General features: G+C 72.2%; 16 protein-coding genes and 2 pseudogenes. 8 read left to right on the top strand and 10 right to left on the bottom strand.

Annotation, left to right across the window (positions count from 1 at the left end; all coding sequences use genetic code 11):
• Positions 1-32: 32 nt before the first annotated feature.
• Positions 33-92, top strand: a pseudogene (locus I0C86_RS45640) (hypothetical protein); the annotation flags it as partial.
• Here the strand turns inward: I0C86_RS45640 and I0C86_RS36205 are convergent.
• The gene (locus tag I0C86_RS36205; protein ID WP_407676388.1) at positions 82-570 is read right to left on the bottom strand and encodes a carbohydrate ABC transporter permease; all 489 of its coding nucleotides are present in this window, start codon (positions 568-570) and stop codon (positions 82-84) included. The pseudogene I0C86_RS45640 and the gene I0C86_RS36205 sit on opposite strands and share 11 nt — an antisense overlap.
• A gap of 650 nt (positions 571-1,220) precedes the next feature.
• On the opposite strand from I0C86_RS36205, the gene I0C86_RS36200 reads away from it, so the two are divergent.
• Together I0C86_RS36200 and I0C86_RS36195 are read left to right on the top strand one after the other, a co-directional pair.
• On the top strand, positions 1,221-2,162 hold the full coding sequence (locus tag I0C86_RS36200; RefSeq protein ID WP_196205815.1) for a hypothetical protein: 942 nt from the start codon (positions 1,221-1,223) through the stop codon (positions 2,160-2,162).
• Positions 2,163-2,167: 5 nt separating this feature from the next.
• Complete coding sequence (locus I0C86_RS36195) at positions 2,168-3,751, top strand: asparagine synthetase B family protein (protein WP_196205814.1); 1,584 nt, start codon at positions 2,168-2,170, stop codon at positions 3,749-3,751.
• Between the two features lie 40 nt (positions 3,752-3,791).
• Here the strand turns inward: I0C86_RS36195 and I0C86_RS36190 are convergent, their stop codons facing one another.
• The 3 genes from I0C86_RS36190 to I0C86_RS36180 form a co-directional block, all read right to left on the bottom strand.
• The gene (locus I0C86_RS36190; RefSeq protein ID WP_196205813.1) at positions 3,792-5,198 is read right to left on the bottom strand and encodes a hypothetical protein; all 1,407 of its coding nucleotides are present in this window, start codon (positions 5,196-5,198) and stop codon (positions 3,792-3,794) included.
• Complete coding sequence (locus I0C86_RS36185; protein ID WP_196205812.1) at positions 5,188-5,718, bottom strand: SigE family RNA polymerase sigma factor; 531 nt, start codon at positions 5,716-5,718, stop codon at positions 5,188-5,190. The genes I0C86_RS36190 and I0C86_RS36185 overlap by 11 nt, the downstream gene beginning before the upstream one ends.
• A gap of 103 nt (positions 5,719-5,821) precedes the next feature.
• Entirely contained in the window at positions 5,822-7,021 is a 1,200-nt protein-coding gene (locus I0C86_RS36180) for an aminotransferase-like domain-containing protein (protein WP_196205811.1), read from the bottom strand.
• A gap of 192 nt (positions 7,022-7,213) precedes the next feature.
• Between I0C86_RS36180 and I0C86_RS36175 the strand changes: the two genes are divergently transcribed.
• The 3 genes from I0C86_RS36175 (at position 7,214) to I0C86_RS36165 (ending at position 10,072) form a co-directional block, all read left to right on the top strand.
• Positions 7,214-8,401 (top strand): hypothetical protein, encoded by a 1,188-nt coding sequence (locus tag I0C86_RS36175; RefSeq protein WP_230395369.1) that lies wholly within the window; start codon positions 7,214-7,216, stop codon positions 8,399-8,401.
• Positions 8,402-8,644: 243 nt separating this feature from the next.
• The gene (locus tag I0C86_RS36170; protein ID WP_196205809.1) at positions 8,645-9,250 is read left to right on the top strand and encodes a response regulator; all 606 of its coding nucleotides are present in this window, start codon (positions 8,645-8,647) and stop codon (positions 9,248-9,250) included.
• Between the two features lie 222 nt (positions 9,251-9,472).
• On the top strand, positions 9,473-10,072 hold the full coding sequence (locus I0C86_RS36165) for a response regulator transcription factor (protein ID WP_196205808.1): 600 nt from the start codon (positions 9,473-9,475) through the stop codon (positions 10,070-10,072).
• Positions 10,073-10,176: 104 nt separating this feature from the next.
• Here the strand turns inward: I0C86_RS36165 and I0C86_RS36160 are convergent, their stop codons facing one another.
• Positions 10,177-11,214, bottom strand: a complete 1,038-nt coding sequence (locus tag I0C86_RS36160) for an aldo/keto reductase (protein ID WP_196205807.1) — start codon at positions 11,212-11,214, stop codon at positions 10,177-10,179.
• 146 nt (positions 11,215-11,360) lie between these two features.
• Between I0C86_RS36160 and I0C86_RS36155 the strand changes: the two genes are divergently transcribed.
• The gene (locus tag I0C86_RS36155; RefSeq protein WP_196205806.1) at positions 11,361-11,993 is read left to right on the top strand and encodes a TetR/AcrR family transcriptional regulator; all 633 of its coding nucleotides are present in this window, start codon (positions 11,361-11,363) and stop codon (positions 11,991-11,993) included.
• Between the two features lie 82 nt (positions 11,994-12,075).
• Here I0C86_RS36155 and I0C86_RS36150 read toward each other — a convergent pair whose 3' ends face one another.
• Complete coding sequence (locus tag I0C86_RS36150; RefSeq protein ID WP_196205805.1) at positions 12,076-13,557, bottom strand: carbamoyltransferase C-terminal domain-containing protein; 1,482 nt, start codon at positions 13,555-13,557, stop codon at positions 12,076-12,078.
• Positions 13,558-13,620: 63 nt separating this feature from the next.
• On the opposite strand from I0C86_RS36150, the gene I0C86_RS36145 reads away from it, so the two are divergent.
• Positions 13,621-14,205, top strand: coding sequence for a GtrA family protein (locus I0C86_RS36145; RefSeq protein WP_196205804.1), 585 nt, complete (start codon positions 13,621-13,623; stop codon positions 14,203-14,205).
• 55 nt (positions 14,206-14,260) lie between these two features.
• Here the strand turns inward: I0C86_RS36145 and I0C86_RS36140 are convergent, their stop codons facing one another.
• From I0C86_RS36140 to I0C86_RS36125, 4 genes and pseudogenes are all read right to left on the bottom strand, one after another.
• Positions 14,261-16,012, bottom strand: coding sequence for an ATP-binding cassette domain-containing protein (locus I0C86_RS36140; protein WP_196205803.1), 1,752 nt, complete (start codon positions 16,010-16,012; stop codon positions 14,261-14,263).
• Positions 16,009-17,775: an ABC transporter ATP-binding protein gene (locus tag I0C86_RS36135; protein ID WP_196205802.1), complete on the bottom strand. Its 1,767-nt coding sequence runs from the start codon at positions 17,773-17,775 to the stop codon at positions 16,009-16,011. The genes I0C86_RS36140 and I0C86_RS36135 overlap by 4 nt, the downstream gene beginning before the upstream one ends.
• A gap of 70 nt (positions 17,776-17,845) precedes the next feature.
• Positions 17,846-17,971 (bottom strand): SapB/AmfS family lanthipeptide, encoded by a 126-nt coding sequence (locus I0C86_RS36130; RefSeq protein WP_192769447.1) that lies wholly within the window; start codon positions 17,969-17,971, stop codon positions 17,846-17,848.
• 16 nt (positions 17,972-17,987) lie between these two features.
• Positions 17,988-19,244 (bottom strand): annotated as a pseudogene (locus I0C86_RS36125) (lanthionine synthetase C family protein); the annotation flags it as partial.

Genomic DNA, 19,244 nt, shown 5'->3' with positions numbered 1-19,244 from the left:
CCCCGCCCCCGGCCGCGGACGCGGCGGTCGGGGTGGACGCCGGGCTGGACAGCCTGTTGACGTTGAGTACCGGTGAGAAGGTCACCAACCCGCGCCACGAACGCGCGGACCGGTCTGCCCTGGCCCGGGCCCAGCGTCAACTCGCCCGTACGCCGAGGTGAAGATCTGGAACGAGTTGATCGTCTCCAGTAGCAGGTTGAAGAAGTTCACCGGCGAGAGCATCGGCGTGATCGAGCGAAACCGCCGCCAGCGGCCGGCGCCGTCCTCCTGCGCCGCCTCGTACAGTTCGGTCGGCACCTGTTTCAGTCCGGCCAGGAAGATCACCATCGGCGCGCCGAACTGCCAGGCCGCGAGCAGGACCAGCATCAGCAGGGAGAAGTCGGGATTGCCGAACCAGCCGCCGGTGTTGATCCCGACCGCCCGGAGCAGACGGTCGACCACCGCGTCGTCGTTGAACAGTGCCCGCCAGACGATCGCGACGCTGACGCTGGCGCCGACCAGCGACGGCCCGTAGAAGGCCGCCCGGTAGAAGCTCTGACCGCGGCGGCGGTGGTGCAGCAGCAGCGCCACCCCGAGTGCGGCGGCCAGTTCGACCGGCACCGCGATCGCGGTCGGCGTACTCGCGCAGATAGGAGAAGTCCATCTGCAGCACGTCCGGGGCGTTGCCGCCGGCCGTTCCGGTGGCCATCCTCTGCCAGTACGCCTCGTACTCCCGAAAGCTCGGTATGACCCTTATGTCCGGGTTCTTCGACTCGAAGAGGGCGAGGGCCTGTTTCATCAGGTCGGCCCGTTCGGCATTGCCCCACCACGAGTAGCGCAGAGTGCGGGGGCCGGAGTCCGCACCGTCGTTTCCACATCCGATGAGCATCGTTCCGAGGCAGGCGATTGCGGCGGTACCGGCGAAGAATCTGATGAATCGTTTCATCATGACCTGCGAAGCCTCCCGTCCCAACGGGCGAAGCGCGGGTGTCGAGTACGGCCCGGACTGCTGGTACGAGCCTGCCAGGTGCGTTAAAAGACCGATCCACGTTCGCCAATGATTCAATAAAACGGTACAAAACCGGCTCGGGCCGGGGACGGGTGTGGTGCGGAGAAGTGGGACGGCACAGGCGGTCAAGGCAGGCCTAATAGGAATAATCCCCATCTTTCTGATGTATAGGGTGTTACGGTCCAACTCAGCAGCGCTCTCTGTATCAAGTCGAACCTGGGAGAGGCCGGACATGCCTAGCCAAGAGGTCGCCCGAGACGTCAAATCACCGTCCCGGACCAGCGGAAAGCGTCCCGATCCGACCTCCGGCGTATCAATGCCGGATCTGGTCAGGTACCGGGCGGCGGTGGCCGATCTGCTGATCGAGGTGGCGGGACACGCGGGCCCGGACGATCTGCCCAAGCTCGAGACGATCCTGACCGACCGGATGACCGGCCCCGAGCTCGGTACCGTGCTCGGGACCCTGCCCGGCGGTGCCGCCGAGGCCGCCGCGCGGCTGCGCCTGGAGGTCCGCGACTACCGCCCGAACAACCGCAGCTCCGCCCGGGACCTGTCCGCGCTGATCAGGATCTTCCTGCTGTCCCGGATCGACATCATGTGGTGGGGACATCTACCGGGCTACCCGACCGACGCCGCACTCTGGAACTCGCCGGAACTGGTCGACCTCGACGCGCTGCGGCGAAACGGGGTGCTCCGGTTCCGGTACCGCCGGCAGGCCGACAGCCTGGTCAGTCGGGCCGCCCGAGCGGCGGAACGCCGGATCTGGCCGCACCGGACCCCACGCACCGCAGGGCTCCGATTCGCCCGTACCCGGCCGGAGGTGGTGGCCCTGTTGAACCAGCTCGCGGTCGACTTCGCCCGGCGCCGCACCGGCCCCACCCCGCCGCTCTGGGTGACCAGTCTCGCGCGCAGCCTCGAACACCAGCACCGACTCCGCGCACTCGGGTACGCCGCGATGCTGCCGAGTGGACACTGCCTCGGCTACGCGGTGGACATCGAGATGTCGTGGTTCCGCCGGTTCGACGCACACGGCCTGCTGGCCGCCCTGCTGCTGGAACGGCAGGGCTGGGGAGACGTCAACGTGATCGACGAGGGACAGGCCTGGCACGTCTGCGTCAGCCCGCGCGCCGCCAGTCGGCTCCGGCGCGACTTCCGTACCGCGCTGGGAGGTTGATGGTCATGTGTGGTTTCGCCCTTGTCCTCGGCCCCGGCGCCGACCGGCCCACCTTCCACCGGATGATGGCGGCGCTCGCGCCGCGCGGCGACCTCGCGGAGACCCGGCTGGACACCGACCTGCTGGCCGGGGTCCAGCGGCTGCGGATAGTCGACCGGGAGCACGCGGTGCAACCCTGGTGTTCGGCGGACGGCCGCTGGCAGCTCTGCTACAACGGCGAGGTCTTCAACCACCGGGAACTTGCCGCCGAACTCGACCGGCTCGGTCGGCCGCTGCGGACCGTGAGCGACACCGAGGTGGTCCTGGAGGCATTCCTGGCCTGGGGGCCGGAGGCGGTCACCCGGCTGCGCGGGGAGTTCGCCTTCACGATCACGGACACCGCCACCGGACGGGTCTACCTGGCCCGTGACCCGCTGGGGGTGAAACCGCTCTACTGGTCGCGTCACCTGCGTCGACTGCACATCGCCTCCGAGGTCAAGGCCCTGGTCCCGGTCGGCGCACCGATCAGCGAGGTGCCCCCGGGCCACCACGGCTGGGCTGACGCCGTCGCCGGGCCGGACCTGGTGCCCTACCTGGACCTGTCGCGGCTCGGCTCCGGGCCGCGGATCGGTGATCCGGAGGAGGCGGCCAGCCTGGTCCGCGAGGCACTGGCGGACAGCATCCGGGTCCGGGTCGACACCGACCTCACCGTCGGGGTCATCCTCTCCGGCGGGCTGGACAGCACCCTCGCGCTGCTGCACGTGCGACAGATGCACCAGGACTGCGTGGCGTTCACCATCGGCGCCCCCGACAGCGAGGACCTGGCGTACGCCCGCCGGCTCACCGCCGACCTCGGCGTGCACCACGAGGTGATCGAGCTGCATCCCCGGAACATCCGGCTCGAAGAGGTCCGGGAGGCCATCCGGATCTCCGAACTCACCGAATACGGCGACATCATCAACGCCGTCGTCTCGGTACCGCTGTTCCGGCGGGTGCGGGATCTCGGCGTCCGGGTGGTGCTCACCGGTGACGGCTCGGACGAACTCTTCGGCGGCTACCCGATGTACCACCAGGTCGGCCCCGAGGCCGCCCGCCGGCTCTTCCTCCACAAGATCCGCAACCTCTGTCGTACGGAGTTGCAGCGGATCGACCGGGCCAGCCTCGGGCACGGGGTGGAGACCCGGGTGCCGTTCCTCGACCCCGCGCTGGTGGAGCTGGCGATGCGGATGCCGGTCGACCTGAAGATGCGGGACGGGCAGGAGAAGTGGATCCTCCGGCGCGCCTTCGCCGACATGCTGCCGGACTACATCCGCGACCGGCCGAAGAACCCGATGTCGTACTCGTCGGGCCTGCACGAACGGGCCCGGCTCTACAAGCCGCTCTTCGCCCGCCAGTACCGCTCGTTCGGCTACGACCTGCTGGAACCGGTGCGCCGGGACTTCGACACCGTGCTGATGCGCTGCGACCACGACCTGGACCGGGCCGTCGCCGAGGGGGCCGCCCGGCCGGACTACACGGTGCTCGAACACGCACGGGACCTCGCCGGAGCGGCGAAGTGGAACGTCGCCCCGGCGCTGCGCCGGCTGACCGGATCCGGCCGGCAGAGCTGACGCCCCCACCGGCCGGAGTGCCACCGAAAGGATTGGCCGGTCAGTCCTCGTCCCAGTTGTCGATCTCGCCGGTGGGCGACGACGGATCGGCGACACCGCCGGTGCCGAGCACCGCGCCGGTGCCGTCCACCGCCTCCAGAACCAACGCCTCGGCGCCCGGCACCGTCAACTGCGCGGCGCCGTCCCGGACCTGGCCACGGGACACCTCGCTGCCGTCGCGTATCGCGCGTACCTCGGTGGCTCCGGACGGGGCGACGACCAGCAGTCTGGTGCTGCCCCCTGCTGCCGGTTCCTGGTCGAGGTGGACCGCGAGCACCCGGCCCCGGCCGCCGGGGTCGGCCCGGGTGTGGAAGTGCACCAGGTTGATGGTGGCGCCGTCGGACGACGGCACGTCGCGGACGACCGCGACCTGCCCCAGCCAGCCGCCACCGACCGCCGGGGCGGTCAGCACCATGGTGTGCCCCTCGCCGCCACCGACCCCGGTCGTCCGACCGATCCAGAGCACGGTCGGCAGCGCGGTGACGGTGTACCCCCAACTGCCGATGGCGCTGTTCAGCTCCACCCGGGCCTTCGCCTCGTCCATCTTCCCCCGGACCCGGGACATCGCGGTCGCGAACTGCTCGTCGGTGACGCCCTCCGGCGCCGCCGAGCCGGGGCTGGGAAACTGCTTCCGGGTCACACCGTCGCAACTCACCCGAAACCACTCCGGCCGCATCACGCCGGGCGGGCGGACCAGGTAGGAGCCGGTCGGTTCCGGTGTCCAGGTATCCAATGAGGTCATCGGGGCGGCGGCGAGGACGCAACCCTGCGGTGCGACGCCGACGTACGCCAACTCGTCGGGCCGGTCGAGAGAGCCGATCGTCAGGCTCTCGTACGGTGCCAACCCGTCGCCGGCACCCCGCTCGGCGGCGGTCCGGCCCAAGTCCTGCGCACCGGCACCCCGGTCGGCCACCATCCAGGTCAGGTCGTTCGGCCAGTCGGTGTCGGGAACGGGCTCGGCCCGGACGAACGCGGCGAGCGCGACCCGGTGTGGGCCCACGTCGTCGACGAACAGCACCCGCACCTCCCGGACCGGTTCGGTCAGCCGGTCGAACCGGCCGGCGCGCTGTTCGGCCATCAGGGTGTCGGCGAGGGCCGCGACGTAGCCGGCGTCGCCGCCGACCGTGCCACGCGGTTCGGACCGGGCCAGCCGGTCTCCCCAGGCCAGCATGTTCTCCCACGGCTCCTGGGCGGTGGCCGGCGGCGTGTCGGACCCGCCCCCCGGCCGGACACCGGCGATGGCCACCCCGGTGGCCGCGAGCAGGACCACCGCGCAGAACGTACCGGTGACCGCCCGCCGCCGTCCCCGGCGGTGCCGGGCCAGCACCCGGCCGTACGGATCCGGTCGCGGTGTCAGGTCCTCGGTCAACTCGGTCAGCAGCCGACCGATCCGCTGGTCATGCACCATGATTCCCCCTTGCCGGTATCGCCGCGCTGTGCGAAACCACTCGCGGTGGTGTTTCCAGCGCCGCGCGTAGCCGGGCCAGCCCCCGGGACGCGCGGCTCTTGACCGAGCCGACGGAGCAGCCCAGCGCCTCGGCGACCTCCGCCTCCGGCAGGTCGGCCACGTAACGCAGCACGATCACCGCCCGGGTACGCGGCGCCAGCGCCCGCATCGCCTGATGCAGGACCTGCCGCTCGGCAACCCCGTCCGCCACGTCCCGCACCGGCCGGTCCGGCAGTACGGCCGTGACCACCTCGCGGGCCCCGTACCGGCGCCACACGCTGATGTGCTGATTGACCATCACCCGGCGCAGGTAGGCCATCGGCTCGTCGACCCGCCGCCATCGGCGCATCACCTTCACCAACGCGGACTGCACGAGGTCCTCCGCCTCGTCCGCCGACCCGGTCAGGTGGTACGCCACCCGTAACAGGTCCGGGTAGCGCGCGTCGACGAACTCCCGGAATCCGCCGTCGTCCGATGCCATCAGTTCTCCGCTTCCGTCGACTACCCATCAGGACCCGGGCCAGGGCAGGAAGGTTGAAGGGCGGCGGAGAATATTCTCGTGGCCGGCCGGCCGAGCCAGCGGGTCAGCCGGGCGGTGTGGTGGCCCCGGCAGCCATCCCCGCCACCCGGTACGCCTCGCCGAGCCGGCGTACCCCGGCGGCCAGCGTCGCCGGATCGAACAGTGAGAAGGACAGCCGCAGGTGGTGGTGCCCGGTGTCGGCAACGAAGAACCGCCGCCCGGGTACGTAGGAGACTCCGGCGGCCTCCGCGTAGGGCAGCAGCTCGGTGCCGCCTCCCGGAGCGGGAAGCCGCAGCCAGAGGAACCAGCCACCGGCCGGTACGGTGAACCCGGCCTGCGGCAGGTCCCGGCGTACGGCGGTGACCAGCGCGTCGCGCTGCCGGCGGTACCGGGACCGGATCGCCTCGACGTGTCGCCGGTACGCGCCGGACGCCGCGAACTCGGCCAGCGTCAGCGCGTTGGTGTGGTTGACCCCACCGCCGCTGTCCACATAGCCGCGCGCCGCGAGCGCCTCGACGACCGGCGCCGCGGCGTTCAGCCAACCGAGTCGGAGTCCGGGCGCGACACTCTTGGCGAACGACCCGATCCGGACCACGGCCCCGACCTCGGAGCCGCTGAACAGCGAGGCCGGTGCCGGTGCCGGGTACGCGAGTTCCCGGTACGTGTCGTCCTCCACCAGGGTCACTCCGGCCCGCTGGGCCGCCGCCACCAGTGCGGACCGGCGTTGCGCCGACAGGGACCGCCCGGTCGGGTTGTTGAACGTCGGTACCAGGTAGAGCATCGGCACCCGTCGTCCCTGCCGGACAATGGCCCGTACCAGTTCGGCGGTGGCGGCCGGGTCGATGCCGTCGGCGTCGACCGGTGCCGGCACGATGTCGACCCGGTGGTCCGCGATGACCCGCAGCGCGAGATGGTAGGTCGGCGAGTCGACCAGGACGACGTCCCCCGGCCGGCAGAGGATGGACGCGATCAGGTCGAGCGCGTGTGACGCGCCCGCGGTGACGAATGTCTGGCCGGGATCGGGCGCGGCCCCGTCCACCTCGCCCAGCCGCCCGCACAGCCATTCGATCAACGGTCCCGGCCCGGTCGGATGGCCGTACGCCAGTGCCGAGGCGCCGTACCGGCGCAGTGCGGCCTCGGTCGCCTCGGCCCAGGCGTCGACGGGCAGCGCGGACGGATGTGGGTGCCCCCAGCCGAGGTCGATCGTTCCTTCCCCGGTCCGGAACTGCACGGTGGGCAGCGTTCCCGGACCCGGTGCCGTCATCCGACCACGATAGCCAGACGTCCGTGGACGGGCTCGGTCCGCCGAACCGGGGCGGTCGGCACGGGTACGTGAGTGAACGGGTCGCTCACCGGTACTCCCGCGAGCCGGAGACCATGGCAACAGGTGCGGCGTGATAAACACTGCGTTACGATTTCGTTCCTGTCCGCAGATTCGAGGGAGCGCCTTCGCGACATGGCCGCGGTGACAGCAGTCCGGCGCGTACGGGGTTCGGCCTGGCCGAGCCCGCCGGTACGCCTCGTCCGGCTGCTCGCCCGTCTCGCCCTGCTCGGTGGCTGTGCGCTCGCCGGATATGTCGTGCTCACCATGTTGGACGGCCCGGCCTTCGCCGATGGTCGTACCGGCCCGGATGCCCGGCCGGGACTGCTCGCGTCGCTTGCCGGGCCGGAGTCGCCGCTGTCGCGCACCCTGTCGGGCGCTCACCCTCCGTCCGTTCCCGAGGCGCCGCCGCTGCGAGACAGGCCGGCCGCCCGTTCCGAGCGATCGTCGAACGGGTCGGATCGGACCGCCCGGCCCCGGTCCACCCGGGATCGGACCGTTTCGAGCGAGGTCGGACGGACCCGGACCGCCCCGAGCCGTGTCGAACCGGCTCGGTCCACGTCGGATCGGCAGGCTGAACACCGCCGTACTCCGGTCAGGTCCAATCCGGCCCGGACCGGTGCTGATCGGACCGGTGCTGACCGGATCCCCGTCGTCGTGACCGCGTTGCCGGCCGTGGTCGACGTGTTGCCGGCCGTGGTCGACGTGTTGCCGGCCGTGGTCGACGTGTTGCCCGAGGTTCTGCCGACCGTGGCCGGGGCACTGCCCGAGGTCGTCGGTCGGGTACCGACCCTGGTCGCCGTGGTGCCGGGCATGGCCGAGGCCGTGCCGGCGGTGATGAGCGTCGTCCCCGACGGCAGGATCGGCAGTGCCGCGTTCCCGTCGACAGGGCGGACGGGGCAGCCGGTACGAGTGGTCTCGCTGGCTGGTCCGCCATCGCTCCAGCCCGCACAGCCGAGTTCGGTTCTGGCCGCGATCGCGGTACCGGCCGTGATCCCGCCGGCGGGGCCGGTGGACCCACCGGCACCGCGAGACGATCGGATCTTCGAGATCGGGACGGCGGGGGCCACGAGCCGCTACGTCTCTCGGGTCGCCGACTTCGCCCCGCCGTTCGGCCCCAGCCCACCGTTCGGCCCCAACTCACCGTTCCGCACCGGCCCGGCCGGTCAGCAGGCCACGCCGGTGCCCGTCAGTAGCGGCCAGGCGGTCACCGTTCCGGCCGGAGTCGGCTGGCAGAGCCCTTCCCGGTTTCCGCTGACGTTCTCCCACGGGGACGTGATCCGCGCCGGCCGCTGGCCCGGCGTGCCGGCGCTGCCCGGCTGACCCCACTCCGTCGGCCTGTTTCTCAGGCCCGTTCTCGGCTCTCGTCGTGTCCGTTCCCTGACCGGGCGGCGGGCGGAAGCCTCCCGTCGGTCCGTTCCACTGTCGCCGTGCTCGTCCGGGTACGGCGCCCGGCCGGCCGACGGTGCCGTACTCAATCGTGCTCGTGATCGGATCCGGTCGGGGACTCCCGCCCGGACATCGAGGTTGTCGTTGAGTTTGTGTACCCGAGATCGGAGTGACTTCGTGATCCGCATTGTGATCGTGGAGGAGATGGGTTTGTTGCGGGGGGCCCTGCGCGCAGTGCTGTCGAGTGAGGAGGATCTGGACGTGGTGGGCGACCTCCACGAGGCCGGCGAACTTGTGGCGGTGGCCAGGGCGCGGCGTCCTGATGTTGTCGTGGTCGACCTGGAACTACCGGGCGCCGACATGCTCGCCGTGGTCGCCCGGCTTGCCGAGGCGGCACCGGGAAGCGCGGTGCTGGCGCTGAGTACCCAGCTGACGCCGGAGGCCCTGCAACGGGCCATCCGGGCCGGGGCGCGGGGGTTCGTCGACAAGAACCTGCCGCCGGCGGAGCTGGCCCGGCTCGTCCGGGCGGTGGCGGCGGGGGAGCGGGTGTTCGACCCGGTGGCGGCGGTTGCCGCGCTGAATCCGCCGGAGAGCCCGTTGACCGACCGGGAACTGGAGGTGTTGCGGATCGTGGCCGAGGGTCTTCCGTTGAAGGAGATCGCCCGGCGGCTCTTCCTGGCGCACGGAACCGTGCGGAACCACCTGTCGGTGATCTTGCGTAAGACCGGAACGCGTAACCGGTTGGAGGCGGTGCGGCGGGCCCAACGCGCCGGTTGGCTCTGAGTGACCGTCGATTGCGGCGGCTCCGACCCACTTGTTCGGATCCCAGGTGCCGGGCCGGCTCCTCGGCATCGCGTCCGAGCAGGGATCGGAGCCGCCTCGCGGGGGGCTGTCGGCGGGCGAGCCGCGCCGACGGCCCGGAACGCTTCAACGGGCGTACTCCGCGGGTTCGTGTTTGAATGTTCACGCGTGGTGATCTAGCAATGACGTAAAGCAGGGGGGAACGTGATTCGGACGCTGCTTGCGCTGAACGGCGCTCTCATCCGTGGTGCGCTGGCCTTCGTGCTGACCACTCAGGAGGACATCGAGGTGGTGGCGGAGGTCGAACGGGCCGAGGATATCGGTACGGCGTTGCGGACGCAGCGGCCCGACGTGGCCGTCGCCGACGTCAACCTCTTCGGGGCCGGGGTACTTTCCGCAGGGGGTGCGTCTTCCGGCCCGCCCCCGGTGCTCGTGCTGGTGGATCCGCGTCGTCCGAAGGTGCTCGGTGACGCGCTGCGGGCCCGGTGCCAGCGGCTCGGGTTCCTCGGCAGCGACGTCGCACCGGAGCGGGTGGTCGAGGCCGTGCGCCGGCTCGCCCACGGCGGGTCCGTGGTGGACGCCGACCTGGTGGTCGCGGCGCTCAACCGCGACAACCCGCTGACGGCACGGGAGGTGGAGGTGCTGGAGATCGCTGCCGAGGGGTGGCCGGTGGTGGAGATCGCCAGCAAACTGTCACTCTCGTCCGGAACCGTGCGTAACCACCTCTGTCGGATCGCGGGCAAGACCGGCGCCCGTACCCGGATCGAGGCGGTCCGGATCGCCCGCGAGCGGGGCTGGATCTGACCGATCCGGCACTGGTTCTCTCGGAAGTTCACCGACCGCCGGTCCGGTTCGGACCGCTCGGCGGCGGGCACCCGGGTGGGTGTCCGCCGCCGTGGCGGACCGCTTCAGCCCTGCCGGGGCAGCCGGCTCGGCGCGAAGGCCTGTTGGATCCAGTTCGGGTACGCGGGCGGCTGGCTGCTCACCTTGTCGAGTTCGGCGAGGTCCTGCTCGGTGAGGGTCAGCTCGGTGGCCGCGATGTTGTCGGTGAGCTGGTCCAGCTTGCGGGCGCCGACGATGACGCTGGTGACAGCCCGCTGGGCCAGCAGCCAGGCGAGTGCGACCCGCGCCGGGCTGACCTGGTGCCGGGCGGCGACGGCCCGTACGACGTCGAGCACGTCGTGGCCGCGCTCGTGGTCGATGGGTACGAAGTCGGCGTAGTCCGGGTGGGCCTGACGCGAGCCCCGGTCGGCGACCGTGCCGTCCCGGGAGGTCTTGCCGGAGAGGAAGCCGCCGGCCAGCGGACTCCACACGGTCAGCCCGACGCCCTCCGCCTCGGCCATCGGCACCAGGTCCCGCTCGACGTCCCGGCCGATCAGCGAGTAGTAGGCCTGCACGGAGACGAAGCCGGCCTGGTGGTGCCGGGCGGACAGGCCCAGGGCCTTGCTGACCTGCCAGGCGGCGAGGTTGGCGCAACCGATGTAGCGCACCTTGCCCTGGCGCACCGCGTCGTCGAGCGCGCTCAGCGTCTCCTCCAGCGGTGTCAGGTGGTCGAAGTTGTGGATCTGGTAGAGGTCGATGTGGTCGGTGCGGAGCCGCCGGAGGCTGTCCTCCAGGGCCTGCATCACGTGGAGCCGGGACAGGCCGTTGTCGTTGGGCCCGGTTCCGGTCGGGGCGTGCAGCTTGGTGGCCAGTACGACGTCTCGCCGGCGCTGCCCGAGCACCTGGCCGAGCAACTCCTCCGACTCCCCGTCGGCGTAGACGTCGGCGGTGTCGATGAAGTTGATCCCCGCGTCGAGTGCCGTGCCGACGATCCGCTCGACGTCGTCCCGTTGCAGGCCGCCCAGTTGACCGAAGATCGGGTGGTCCTTGCCGCCGAAGGTCATCGCACCGAGTGAGATCTCGGAGACCCAGACGCCGGTACGCCCCAAAAGACGGTATTTCATTGCTTACCCCCTGTTGTCGGCTCTAGCCGGGATGACGTGCTGTGTCGCGTTCTGGCGACCCCGCCGGCCGTAGTGTCGAATTCGGTCATAGTGTCGGACACTGTGTCCGACGCAATGCTACACGGCCCGCGACCTAGACTTCTGGCATGCCATCGGTCACCCGGCGCCGCGCCCCCAACCCGGATCGCCGCGCCTCCGTCGAGACCCAGGTGCTGGCCGCGACCGAACGGCTCCTGGTCGAGGGGGCGAGTTTCACCGATCTCGGCGTGCAGCGGATCGCCGCCGAGGCCGGCGTCGCCCGGTCGACCTTCTACACCCACTTCCGGGACAAGTCGGAACTGCTCATGCGGTTGGCCGGCACCATGCGGACGGCCGGCTTCGACATCGCGAGCGCCTGGGATCCGGCCACCGGCCCCGACGCCCTCGCGGAGGCCTTCCAGCGGGTCGTCGGGATCTACCGGCGGCACGCCGCCGTGCTCGCGGCGGTCAACGAGGTCGCCGCCTACGACACCACGGTGCGGGAGTTCTGGCGGTCCGGGCTCAACCGGTTCATCGAGCACACGGAACGGGTACTGACCGCCGAGCAGCGCTCCGGACGCGCTCCGGCCGGAGTGGAGGTCGGACACGCCAGTCGGGTGATCGTGATCGGCGGCGAGGCCGCCATCGCGGACCATGTCGCCACGTTCCCCGACGACACCGCTGGCGACGCGGCGTTCGCCCGTGAGCTGGCCGCGATCTGGTGGCACGGGGTGTACCGGCGGGGAACTCCGACCGCCTGACCGGATATCGCGGCCGGGATCGGCGACGTCCGGGTCTGGCCGTTGACCGGGCTCCCGGGGCCCGCTCGCCGGCACTGCGGGTTCACAGGACGGGCACACCCGTCCGGGCGCTGAACCGGTCGGCATCGTCCCGGTCGTTGACCAGTGGCTCACCCTTGAGGTTGAGACTGGTGTTGAGCAGAATCGGGCAGCCGGTACGCCGTTCGTACTCCCGGAGCAGGTCGTACAGGCCCGGGTGCTGGGCCCGGGTCACGGTCTGGACCCGGCTCGTCCCGTCCACGTGGACGATGCCGGGGAACGAGCGCGGATCCCGGCACCGGGCGGTGAACTGCATGTAGGGCGACGCGCCGACCGGCATGTCGAAATACCTGGCGGCGACCTCCTGGCGGACCACCGGGGCGAACGGCCGGAACGGTTCCCGCCCCTTCACCCGGTTGACCCGGTCCCGGCTGTCCGGGCCGCGCGGGTCGGCCAGCAACGAGCGGTTGCCCAGCGCCCGGGGACCGAACTCGGCCCGCCCCCGGGCCACTCCCACGACCCGTCCGGCGGCCAGCGCCTCGGCCAGGCCCGCGACCGGGTAGTCGCCCCGGATCCGGGTGCCGAGGTACGGCCCGGTCCAGTTGAGCTGGCAACCGAGTACGGCCGCGGCCGCACCGAGGCTCGACCCGGCGTCTCCGGGATTCGGCATCAGGGTTACCCGGTCGAACCCGCTGTGCCGGGCGAGGAGTTCGTTGGCGACACAGTTGAGGCCCAGCCCGCCCATCACGGTCAGGGTCGAGGCGTCGCCCACCCGGACGCGCAGCCAGCGCGCCGCCGCCAGCAGGACCTCCTCCGTCACCACCTGGACGCTGGCCGCCAGGTCGGCGAGGTCGGCGCGCGGCTGCCAGTCGCCGATGCCCCGGTGCACGTTCCGCCGCAGCCGGAACGTGGGCGGCGTGAACTCGATCAGTTCGCTCTTGATCTGCTCGACGTACCGGGGGCGGCCGAGCGCGGCGAGCCCCATCAGGATGTACTCCTCCTCGTTGGGGATGAAGCCGCACCGTCGGGTGAACGCGCTGTAGAGCAGCCCGAGACTGTGCGGATAGCGGCAGCGTTCGAAGACCCGGTAGCGGCCGTCCCGGAACTCGCCCAGGGTCAGCGTCTCGAACTCGCCGATCGAGTCCGCGGTGAGTACGGCGGTGGTCCGTTCGCCACTGGTGAAGTGGCCCGCGGCGGCGTGCGAGTGGTGGTGCCCGACGTACCGGATCGGCACTCCACGCAACTCGGGCAGGTCGAGCCGGGCCAGGTAACGCCGGGGCAGGTCGTCGACCGCCGCAGCGTGCCGGAACTGCCCGGCCCGGACATGCCGGAGCTTCTTCCGCAGCGGATGCTCGTACCAGGCGATCAGGTCCGGTCTGCCCCAGGAGAGCGCCTCGGCGAGCAGCCCGCCGCTGAGTTCGGGATCGTTCTTTCTCCGCGAGTACCGTTCCGCGTGCCCGGCGAAAAGGATCTCGTCTCCCCGTACGACACACGCGGACGCGTCGTGCGACAGCGCGCTGAGTCCGAGAACATGCGTGATAGCCATCGAGAAGACTCTATCCGCATACGGAAATGCCCTCCGCCCACCTCGTGATCTAGGCTGGCTGGAATGTGGCTCACCGGGTTGTTGCGCAGGCACCATGAAGCGGCGAAGTTCCTCGTGGTGGGCGGTGTCTGCTTTGTGGCGACAACCGGCGTCAACTACACGCTCAAGCTGACCGTCCTGCACCAGAAGCCGGTCACCGCGCTCGCCCTGGCCACCATCGTCAGCACGATCCTGTCGTACGTCCTCAACCGCGAATGGTCGTTCCGCACCCGGGGCGGTCGTGAACGACATCACGAAGCCGCCCTCTTCTTCTCGGTCAGCGCGGTCGGCATCGTGCTCAACCTGATTCCGTTGTACGCCTCCCGGTACGTGTTCCTGCTCCGTGTTCCGGACGTGAGCCGGCCGGTGCAGGAGATCGCCGACTTCGTCAGCGGCATCATCGTCGGCACGCTGATCGCGATGGGTTTCCGGCTCTGGGCGTTCAAGCGGTTCGTCTTTCCGCATCCGGAGGCGCGCCCCCGCAGTCGCGGGCGCCGGGCGAAGGCGGGGCCGCGCAGCACCGTGGTGCAGCACGAGCCGAACCGGCCCACCCGCCGGGCCGCAGGGAAACCGGCCACAGGTAAACCGGCAGCCCGGGTCAAACGCTGACCAACCGCCCGACGGCCGGCTAACCGCCAGCGGCGGCTGTCCGCGCGGCGCGGGACTATCCGCCCAGCGGCAAGGGTCGGGGCGGCCGGGCCGTCTCGGGTTCGCCCAACCAGTGCCCGACCAGTTCCCGGTAGGTCGCCGAGCGGGTGAGCAGGTCCTCGTGCCGGCCCAGCATCGGGCGACCGTCCCCGAGGATCAGCACCTGCCGGGCACGCAGCGCCGAACTGATCCGGTGTGCGACCACCACCAGCCCGCCCGGCCGGTCGGCGAAGGCCAGTTCCACCGTCGCCTCGGCCGTCGGGTCCAGATGACAGGTCGCCTCGTCCAGGATCGCCAGCGGGGCGGGGGAGAGGTAGGCGCGGACCGTCGCGACGAGCTGCCGTTCGCCGGCGGACAGCGCGCCCGGCTCCAGGGTCGCGCCCAGCCCGCCGAGCCGGCACGCCAACGCGCCCAGGCCCAGCCGGTCGACCGCCGTGGTCACCCGGCGCTCGTCGGCGTCCGGCCGGAGGTAGCGCAGGTTGTCGAGGAGCGTGCCGGTGAAGACGTACGCCTCCTGCGGGATCAGCACCCGGTGCCGGGCCAGTACGGCCGGATCGCCGTCGACCGGTACGCCGTTCAGCCGGACCGTGCCGGCCTGCGGCTGGAGCAGCCCGGACAGCAGTGCGGCGAGCGTCGACTTTCCGGCCCCGCTCGGCCCCACCACGGCCAGGTACGCCCCGTCGGTCAGGGTGAGGTCGAAGTCGTCGAGGACCGGCCGGGCGTGCGGGCCGTACCGGAAGGTGACGCCACGCAACCGGGCGCGGACCGGTTCCGGCGCGGCCGGCACCGGGTGGGTCGGGGACGCGCGGACGGGCGGCGCGATCGCGGTGGAACTCAGGATCCGGTCCAGCGTGACGGCGAACCGCAGACCACCGCCGGCCACCCCCTGGACCAGCGCGTGCAGCGCGGGTTGCAGCCCGGTCGCGACGTACACCAGGGCACCGAGCACGGCACCGGCGGTGAGTCCGCGCCGGACCAGCCACGGGGCGGCCAGTAGCAGTACGGCCAGCGGAAGCCAGCCGCCGACCGCGAGGCTCAGGCTGCGGAGTGCGGCCATCCGGGCCAGGGCCTGCTCGGCGGCGGCCTGCCGGTCCACCTGCCGGCCCACCCGGTCGGCGACGATCTCCTGCGCGCCGCACGCCGCCACGTCCCGGTGTCCGGTCAGCGCGGCGCTGGCCGTCTCGCCCAGCCGTTCGTCGGCCCGCACGTAGCTCCGCTGCCGGTCGACCATCGCCGGCAGGGCGGCGGCGAACAGGAACAGCCCGGCGGCCAGCGGCACCGCGACCACGCCCGCCACGACCGGGGTCAGCGAGAAGAGTCCGAGCAGCGCCGCCCCGGCGGTGAACAGGAATCCCCGGATCACCATGACGAGGCCGGCGAAGGTGTCCCGGACGATCTCCACCTGATGGGTCAGCCGTGCCACGGCAGCGGTGTCCGGCCGTGCCCCGGCGGCCGTCGAACGGTGCAGCGCCCCGGTGACGACCCGGCCCGCCAGTTCGTCGCGGAAGGGTTCGACGACGTCGCCGAGGCGGGCGTACGCCCGGCCGGTGCCGATCGCGCCGATCACGACCGCGACCGCCAGCCCGCCGAGCCAGGCCAGTCCGACCCCGGGCCGGCCGGCCAGGAATCCCTCGTCCAGGGCGCGGGCGGTCAGTTGGCCGGCGAGCAGCGCCGGCAGCGCCTCGGCGGCGGACCATCCGGCGAGCCGGCCGAGTGGTCGGGCCCGGCGACGCAGCGCGCCGACGGTGAACCGGACGACGGCCTTCACCGGACCGCCTCGACGGGCTGGCCGGCCGGCGCGGGACCGGGCACCGCCGGCGGCTGGAAGACGGCCCGGTAGTCCGGGTCCCGCCACAGGTCCCGGTGCCGGCCCACGCCGCGCAGCCGACCGTCGTCCAGCCAGGCGACGAGGTCGGCGGCGGCGGCGGTGGCCACCCGGTGGGTCACGATCATCCGGGTACGCCGGTCCGCGTGCGCGGCGATCGCCCCCGCGATCCGGTGCTCGGTGGCGGTGTCCACGCTGGACGTCGCGTCGTCGAGGATGAGCAGCCGTCGGGCGTGCAGCGCACGGGCCAGGCCCAGCCGCTGCGTCTCGCCACCGGACATCGGCGCGGCGTCGAGCCGGGTGCGGTATCCGTCCGGCAGGCGCTCGACGAACTCGTCGATCGCGGCCGCCCGTGCCGCTGTCACGATTTCCCGCGGGACCCGGTCCGGCCCGGCAACGGTCGCGACGGTCTCCGGATCGCGGCCCAGTGCGATCACCTCCGCGATGGTGTCGCCGATCAGGACCGGCCGCTCGAACCCGTACCCGGCGGCGTCCCGCAGGGCGGTGCGGCTCAGCCGGCACAGCGGGACGCCGTCGAGCAGCACCGCGCCGGCGTCCGGATCGCGGAGCCGTCCGGCGACCGCCGCGAGGGACGACTTGCCGGACCCGGACGGGCCGACGATGGCGATCGTGGTTCCGGCGGGCACCCGCAGGTCGATTCCGTCCAGAACCGGGCGGCCGTCGTCGGCCCGCACGGTCACGCCGCACAGCTCGAGTCGGCCGGTGCCGGCGGGCAGCGTCGCCGTGCCGTAGGTCCGGACCGGTTCGGTGAGCGCGGCGGCGACCCGTTGCGCGCCGGCCCGGGTCCGGACCAGCCGGTTGAGCGTCGCGACCACGGTGCCGAGGCCGGCGCCGAGCGCGGCGTACTGGACGGCGGCGAAGAGCTGTCCCGGGGTGAGTCGTCCCTCGGTCACCGACCAGCCGCCGACCGCGACGATCGCCAGTTGCAGCATCGGGGCCACGGCGGCGGTTCGGGCCGACGCCCGGGCCAGTGTGGTCCAGGTGCGGGTGCCGTGGGTACGCAGCTCGGGCAGCGGGGCCAGGACCCGGTCGATCTCGGCACGTACGGTGCCGGCGGCGGCGATGGTCCGGGCGCCGTGCAGGGCCTCGGCCAGTCGCCCGGCGATCCGCCCCTGTGCGCGGAGATAGTCGCCGGCGGCGGCGGAGGCGTCGGTCAGAAAGGCACGCAGAAGAACGGCGAGCAGCACCAGCCCGGCACCGAAGGTGACGGCGAGGCGCCAGTCGAGCAGCAGGAGGGCGACGACACTGCCCGCCGAGGGCAGTACGGCGGTCAGCCCGAGTACGACTGTCGCACCCGCCTGTCCCGCGTCGGCGGCCTGACCGACCAGTCGTCCGATCAGATCTCCCACCGGGCGCCGGGCGGCGTGCCGTGGGTCGAGGGCGAGCAGGTGCCGCAGCAGCCGGTGCCGGAGCCGGGCGGTGGTCCGGGCGGTGCCGGTCCCGCCGGCCAGGGTGGCCAGGGTGTCGGTGGCGACGATCACCACCACGATTCCGCAGGCGGCCAGTGGCCACCAGGAGGAGGCGTCGCCGAGCGCCGCGTCCACGGCCAGTCCGAGCGCCGCCGGCAGCAGCAGTTCGGCGGCGGCGCCGAGCAGCGCGGCGGTCCCGAGGACGATGGTCCAGCCGCCGCCATAGGTGATCGCCTGCCGCAGTAGCCGGTCGCCGTCGGCGGGCACGGGCACCATCCTCCTGATCGCACGGGGTTGCCCTGGGTGGGGACGTCTGCCCACCCAGGGCCCCGGATTGCTGACCTGATCAGTTACAGGTCGTCACGGACAGCGAGCTGTCGCCGCACAGCAGCAGGCTCGCCCGGCTGCCACCGCCGCCACCACCACCGGTGCGGTCGGCCAGCTCCATCCCCTGAAGGTCCAGAAGCGCCATGTTGTTCACCTCCTTCTCAGATCTCGGTCGGATGTGCCCCACGCGGTAGCGAGGGGAGCTTGGTCGCGCCGGGAAGCGGCGCGAGGAAGGGCAGGTTCACCGGTTCGTCGTGCAGGGCCGCGCCCGTGGCGAGCAGGACGCCCGCCGTACCGGTGGCCAGGTCCATCGAGAGCCGCAGCAGCTGCTCGCCGGGGAAGGCGAGGAAGCCGCGGTACGGCAGCGCGTGCCAGGCCAGTCGGGACACCTGGAGGGCCAGTTCGGCGCGGTCGGCGTCCCGGGACGGTCCGGTGGCGCCCTCGTCCGGGCCGTCCGGGCCGTCCTGACCGGCCTGCCGGTCGACGCCGTCGGTGGCCCGCGCGGCGAGGTAGGCGATGATGCCGGCCCGGCCGGCGAAGAGGCCGGACTGCGCGTAGAACGGTGCCCGGGCGCCGCGTCGGATCGCCGTCGCCGATTCGGCGAGTCCGGTGTCCGGCCGGTGCCGGAGGTACTGGTCGAGCACCAGTCCGATGCCGACACTGCCGTGTGCCAGGTACGGCATGGTCCGCCAGCCCTCGTTGACCTCCAGCGCCCCGTCCGGCCGCAGTACGCACCGGCGCAGGTCGCTCCGCAGCGCACCCGCCGCCCGATCGAGCAGTGTGGTGTCGCCGGTCAGCTCGTAGAGCCGGAGGAACATCAGGGCGGGCCCGCTGCGGCCACGGGTGAGTCCGGCGTACGGGTGCGCCCCGCCGCTGATCTCCGACCCGGAACCGACGGTTCCGGGGCCGCCGTCGCCATCGTCGGCCGGCGTCCCGTCACCGGCCAGCCGGTCGGCGACCAGCTCCGCGGCCCGCCAGGCGGCCTGCCGCAGGGTTGGTTCGCCGGTCCGGCCGGCCAGCGCGGCGAGGTTGAGCGCGATCCCGGACAGCCCACTGACCAGGTCCTCGCCGAGATCCTCCCAGGGTTCACGGAGGCAGATGTCGAGTACGTCGAGCGCGTCCTGCCGGCGGCCGAGGCACTCCAGCGCGAAGGCGACGCCGTGCAGTCCGTCGTAGAAGCCGCAGCGGGTTCCGGACGGCGGGTCGAGGGCCCGCTTCACCAGCCAGTCCTCGTGGTCCGGATACCGGCCCGCCCCGGTGAGGTGCAGCGCGTGGAGTACGCCCGCGGCGCCGTACCCGAGGTTGAGTCCGCCGGTGCGGAACTGGTCGATGTCGCCGGGGAACAGCCGGTCGTCCCGCTCCGGCGTGGCGCTGCCGAGGATCGCGCCGGCGAGCCGGTCCCGCAGCCGTGGCCAGGC

Source organism: Plantactinospora alkalitolerans (genome assembly GCF_015690345.1).
Taxonomy (GTDB): Bacteria; Actinomycetota; Actinomycetes; order Mycobacteriales; family Micromonosporaceae; genus Plantactinospora; species Plantactinospora alkalitolerans.
The sequence above is the reverse complement of the archived record's forward strand: the minus strand, read 5'-3'. Positions and strand labels throughout refer to the sequence as shown.

What these genes read in the sequence shown, in the direction of transcription:
- I0C86_RS36155 (WP_196205806.1), top strand. Translation starts at nt 11,361, where the DNA reads ATGCCATCGGTCACCCGGCGCCGCGCCCCCAACCCGGATCGCCGCGCC.
- I0C86_RS36180 (WP_196205811.1), bottom strand. Translation starts at nt 7,021, where the DNA reads ATGACGGCACCGGGTCCGGGAACGCTGCCCACCGTGCAGTTCCGGACC.
- I0C86_RS36200 (WP_196205815.1), top strand. Translation starts at nt 1,221, where the DNA reads ATGCCTAGCCAAGAGGTCGCCCGAGACGTCAAATCACCGTCCCGGACC.
- I0C86_RS36190 (WP_196205813.1), bottom strand. Translation starts at nt 5,198, where the DNA reads ATGGTGCATGACCAGCGGATCGGTCGGCTGCTGACCGAGTTGACCGAG.
- I0C86_RS36195 (WP_196205814.1), top strand. Translation starts at nt 2,168, where the DNA reads ATGTGTGGTTTCGCCCTTGTCCTCGGCCCCGGCGCCGACCGGCCCACC.
- I0C86_RS36160 (WP_196205807.1), bottom strand. Translation starts at nt 11,214, where the DNA reads ATGAAATACCGTCTTTTGGGGCGTACCGGCGTCTGGGTCTCCGAGATC.
- I0C86_RS36175 (WP_230395369.1), top strand. Translation starts at nt 7,214, where the DNA reads ATGGCCGCGGTGACAGCAGTCCGGCGCGTACGGGGTTCGGCCTGGCCG.
- I0C86_RS36185 (WP_196205812.1), bottom strand. Translation starts at nt 5,718, where the DNA reads ATGGCATCGGACGACGGCGGATTCCGGGAGTTCGTCGACGCGCGCTAC.
- I0C86_RS36135 (WP_196205802.1), bottom strand. Translation starts at nt 17,775, where the DNA reads ATGGTGCCCGTGCCCGCCGACGGCGACCGGCTACTGCGGCAGGCGATC.
- I0C86_RS36150 (WP_196205805.1), bottom strand. Translation starts at nt 13,557, where the DNA reads ATGGCTATCACGCATGTTCTCGGACTCAGCGCGCTGTCGCACGACGCG.
- I0C86_RS36145 (WP_196205804.1), top strand. Translation starts at nt 13,621, where the DNA reads ATGTGGCTCACCGGGTTGTTGCGCAGGCACCATGAAGCGGCGAAGTTC.
- I0C86_RS36130 (WP_192769447.1), bottom strand. Translation starts at nt 17,971, where the DNA reads ATGGCGCTTCTGGACCTTCAGGGGATGGAGCTGGCCGACCGCACCGGT.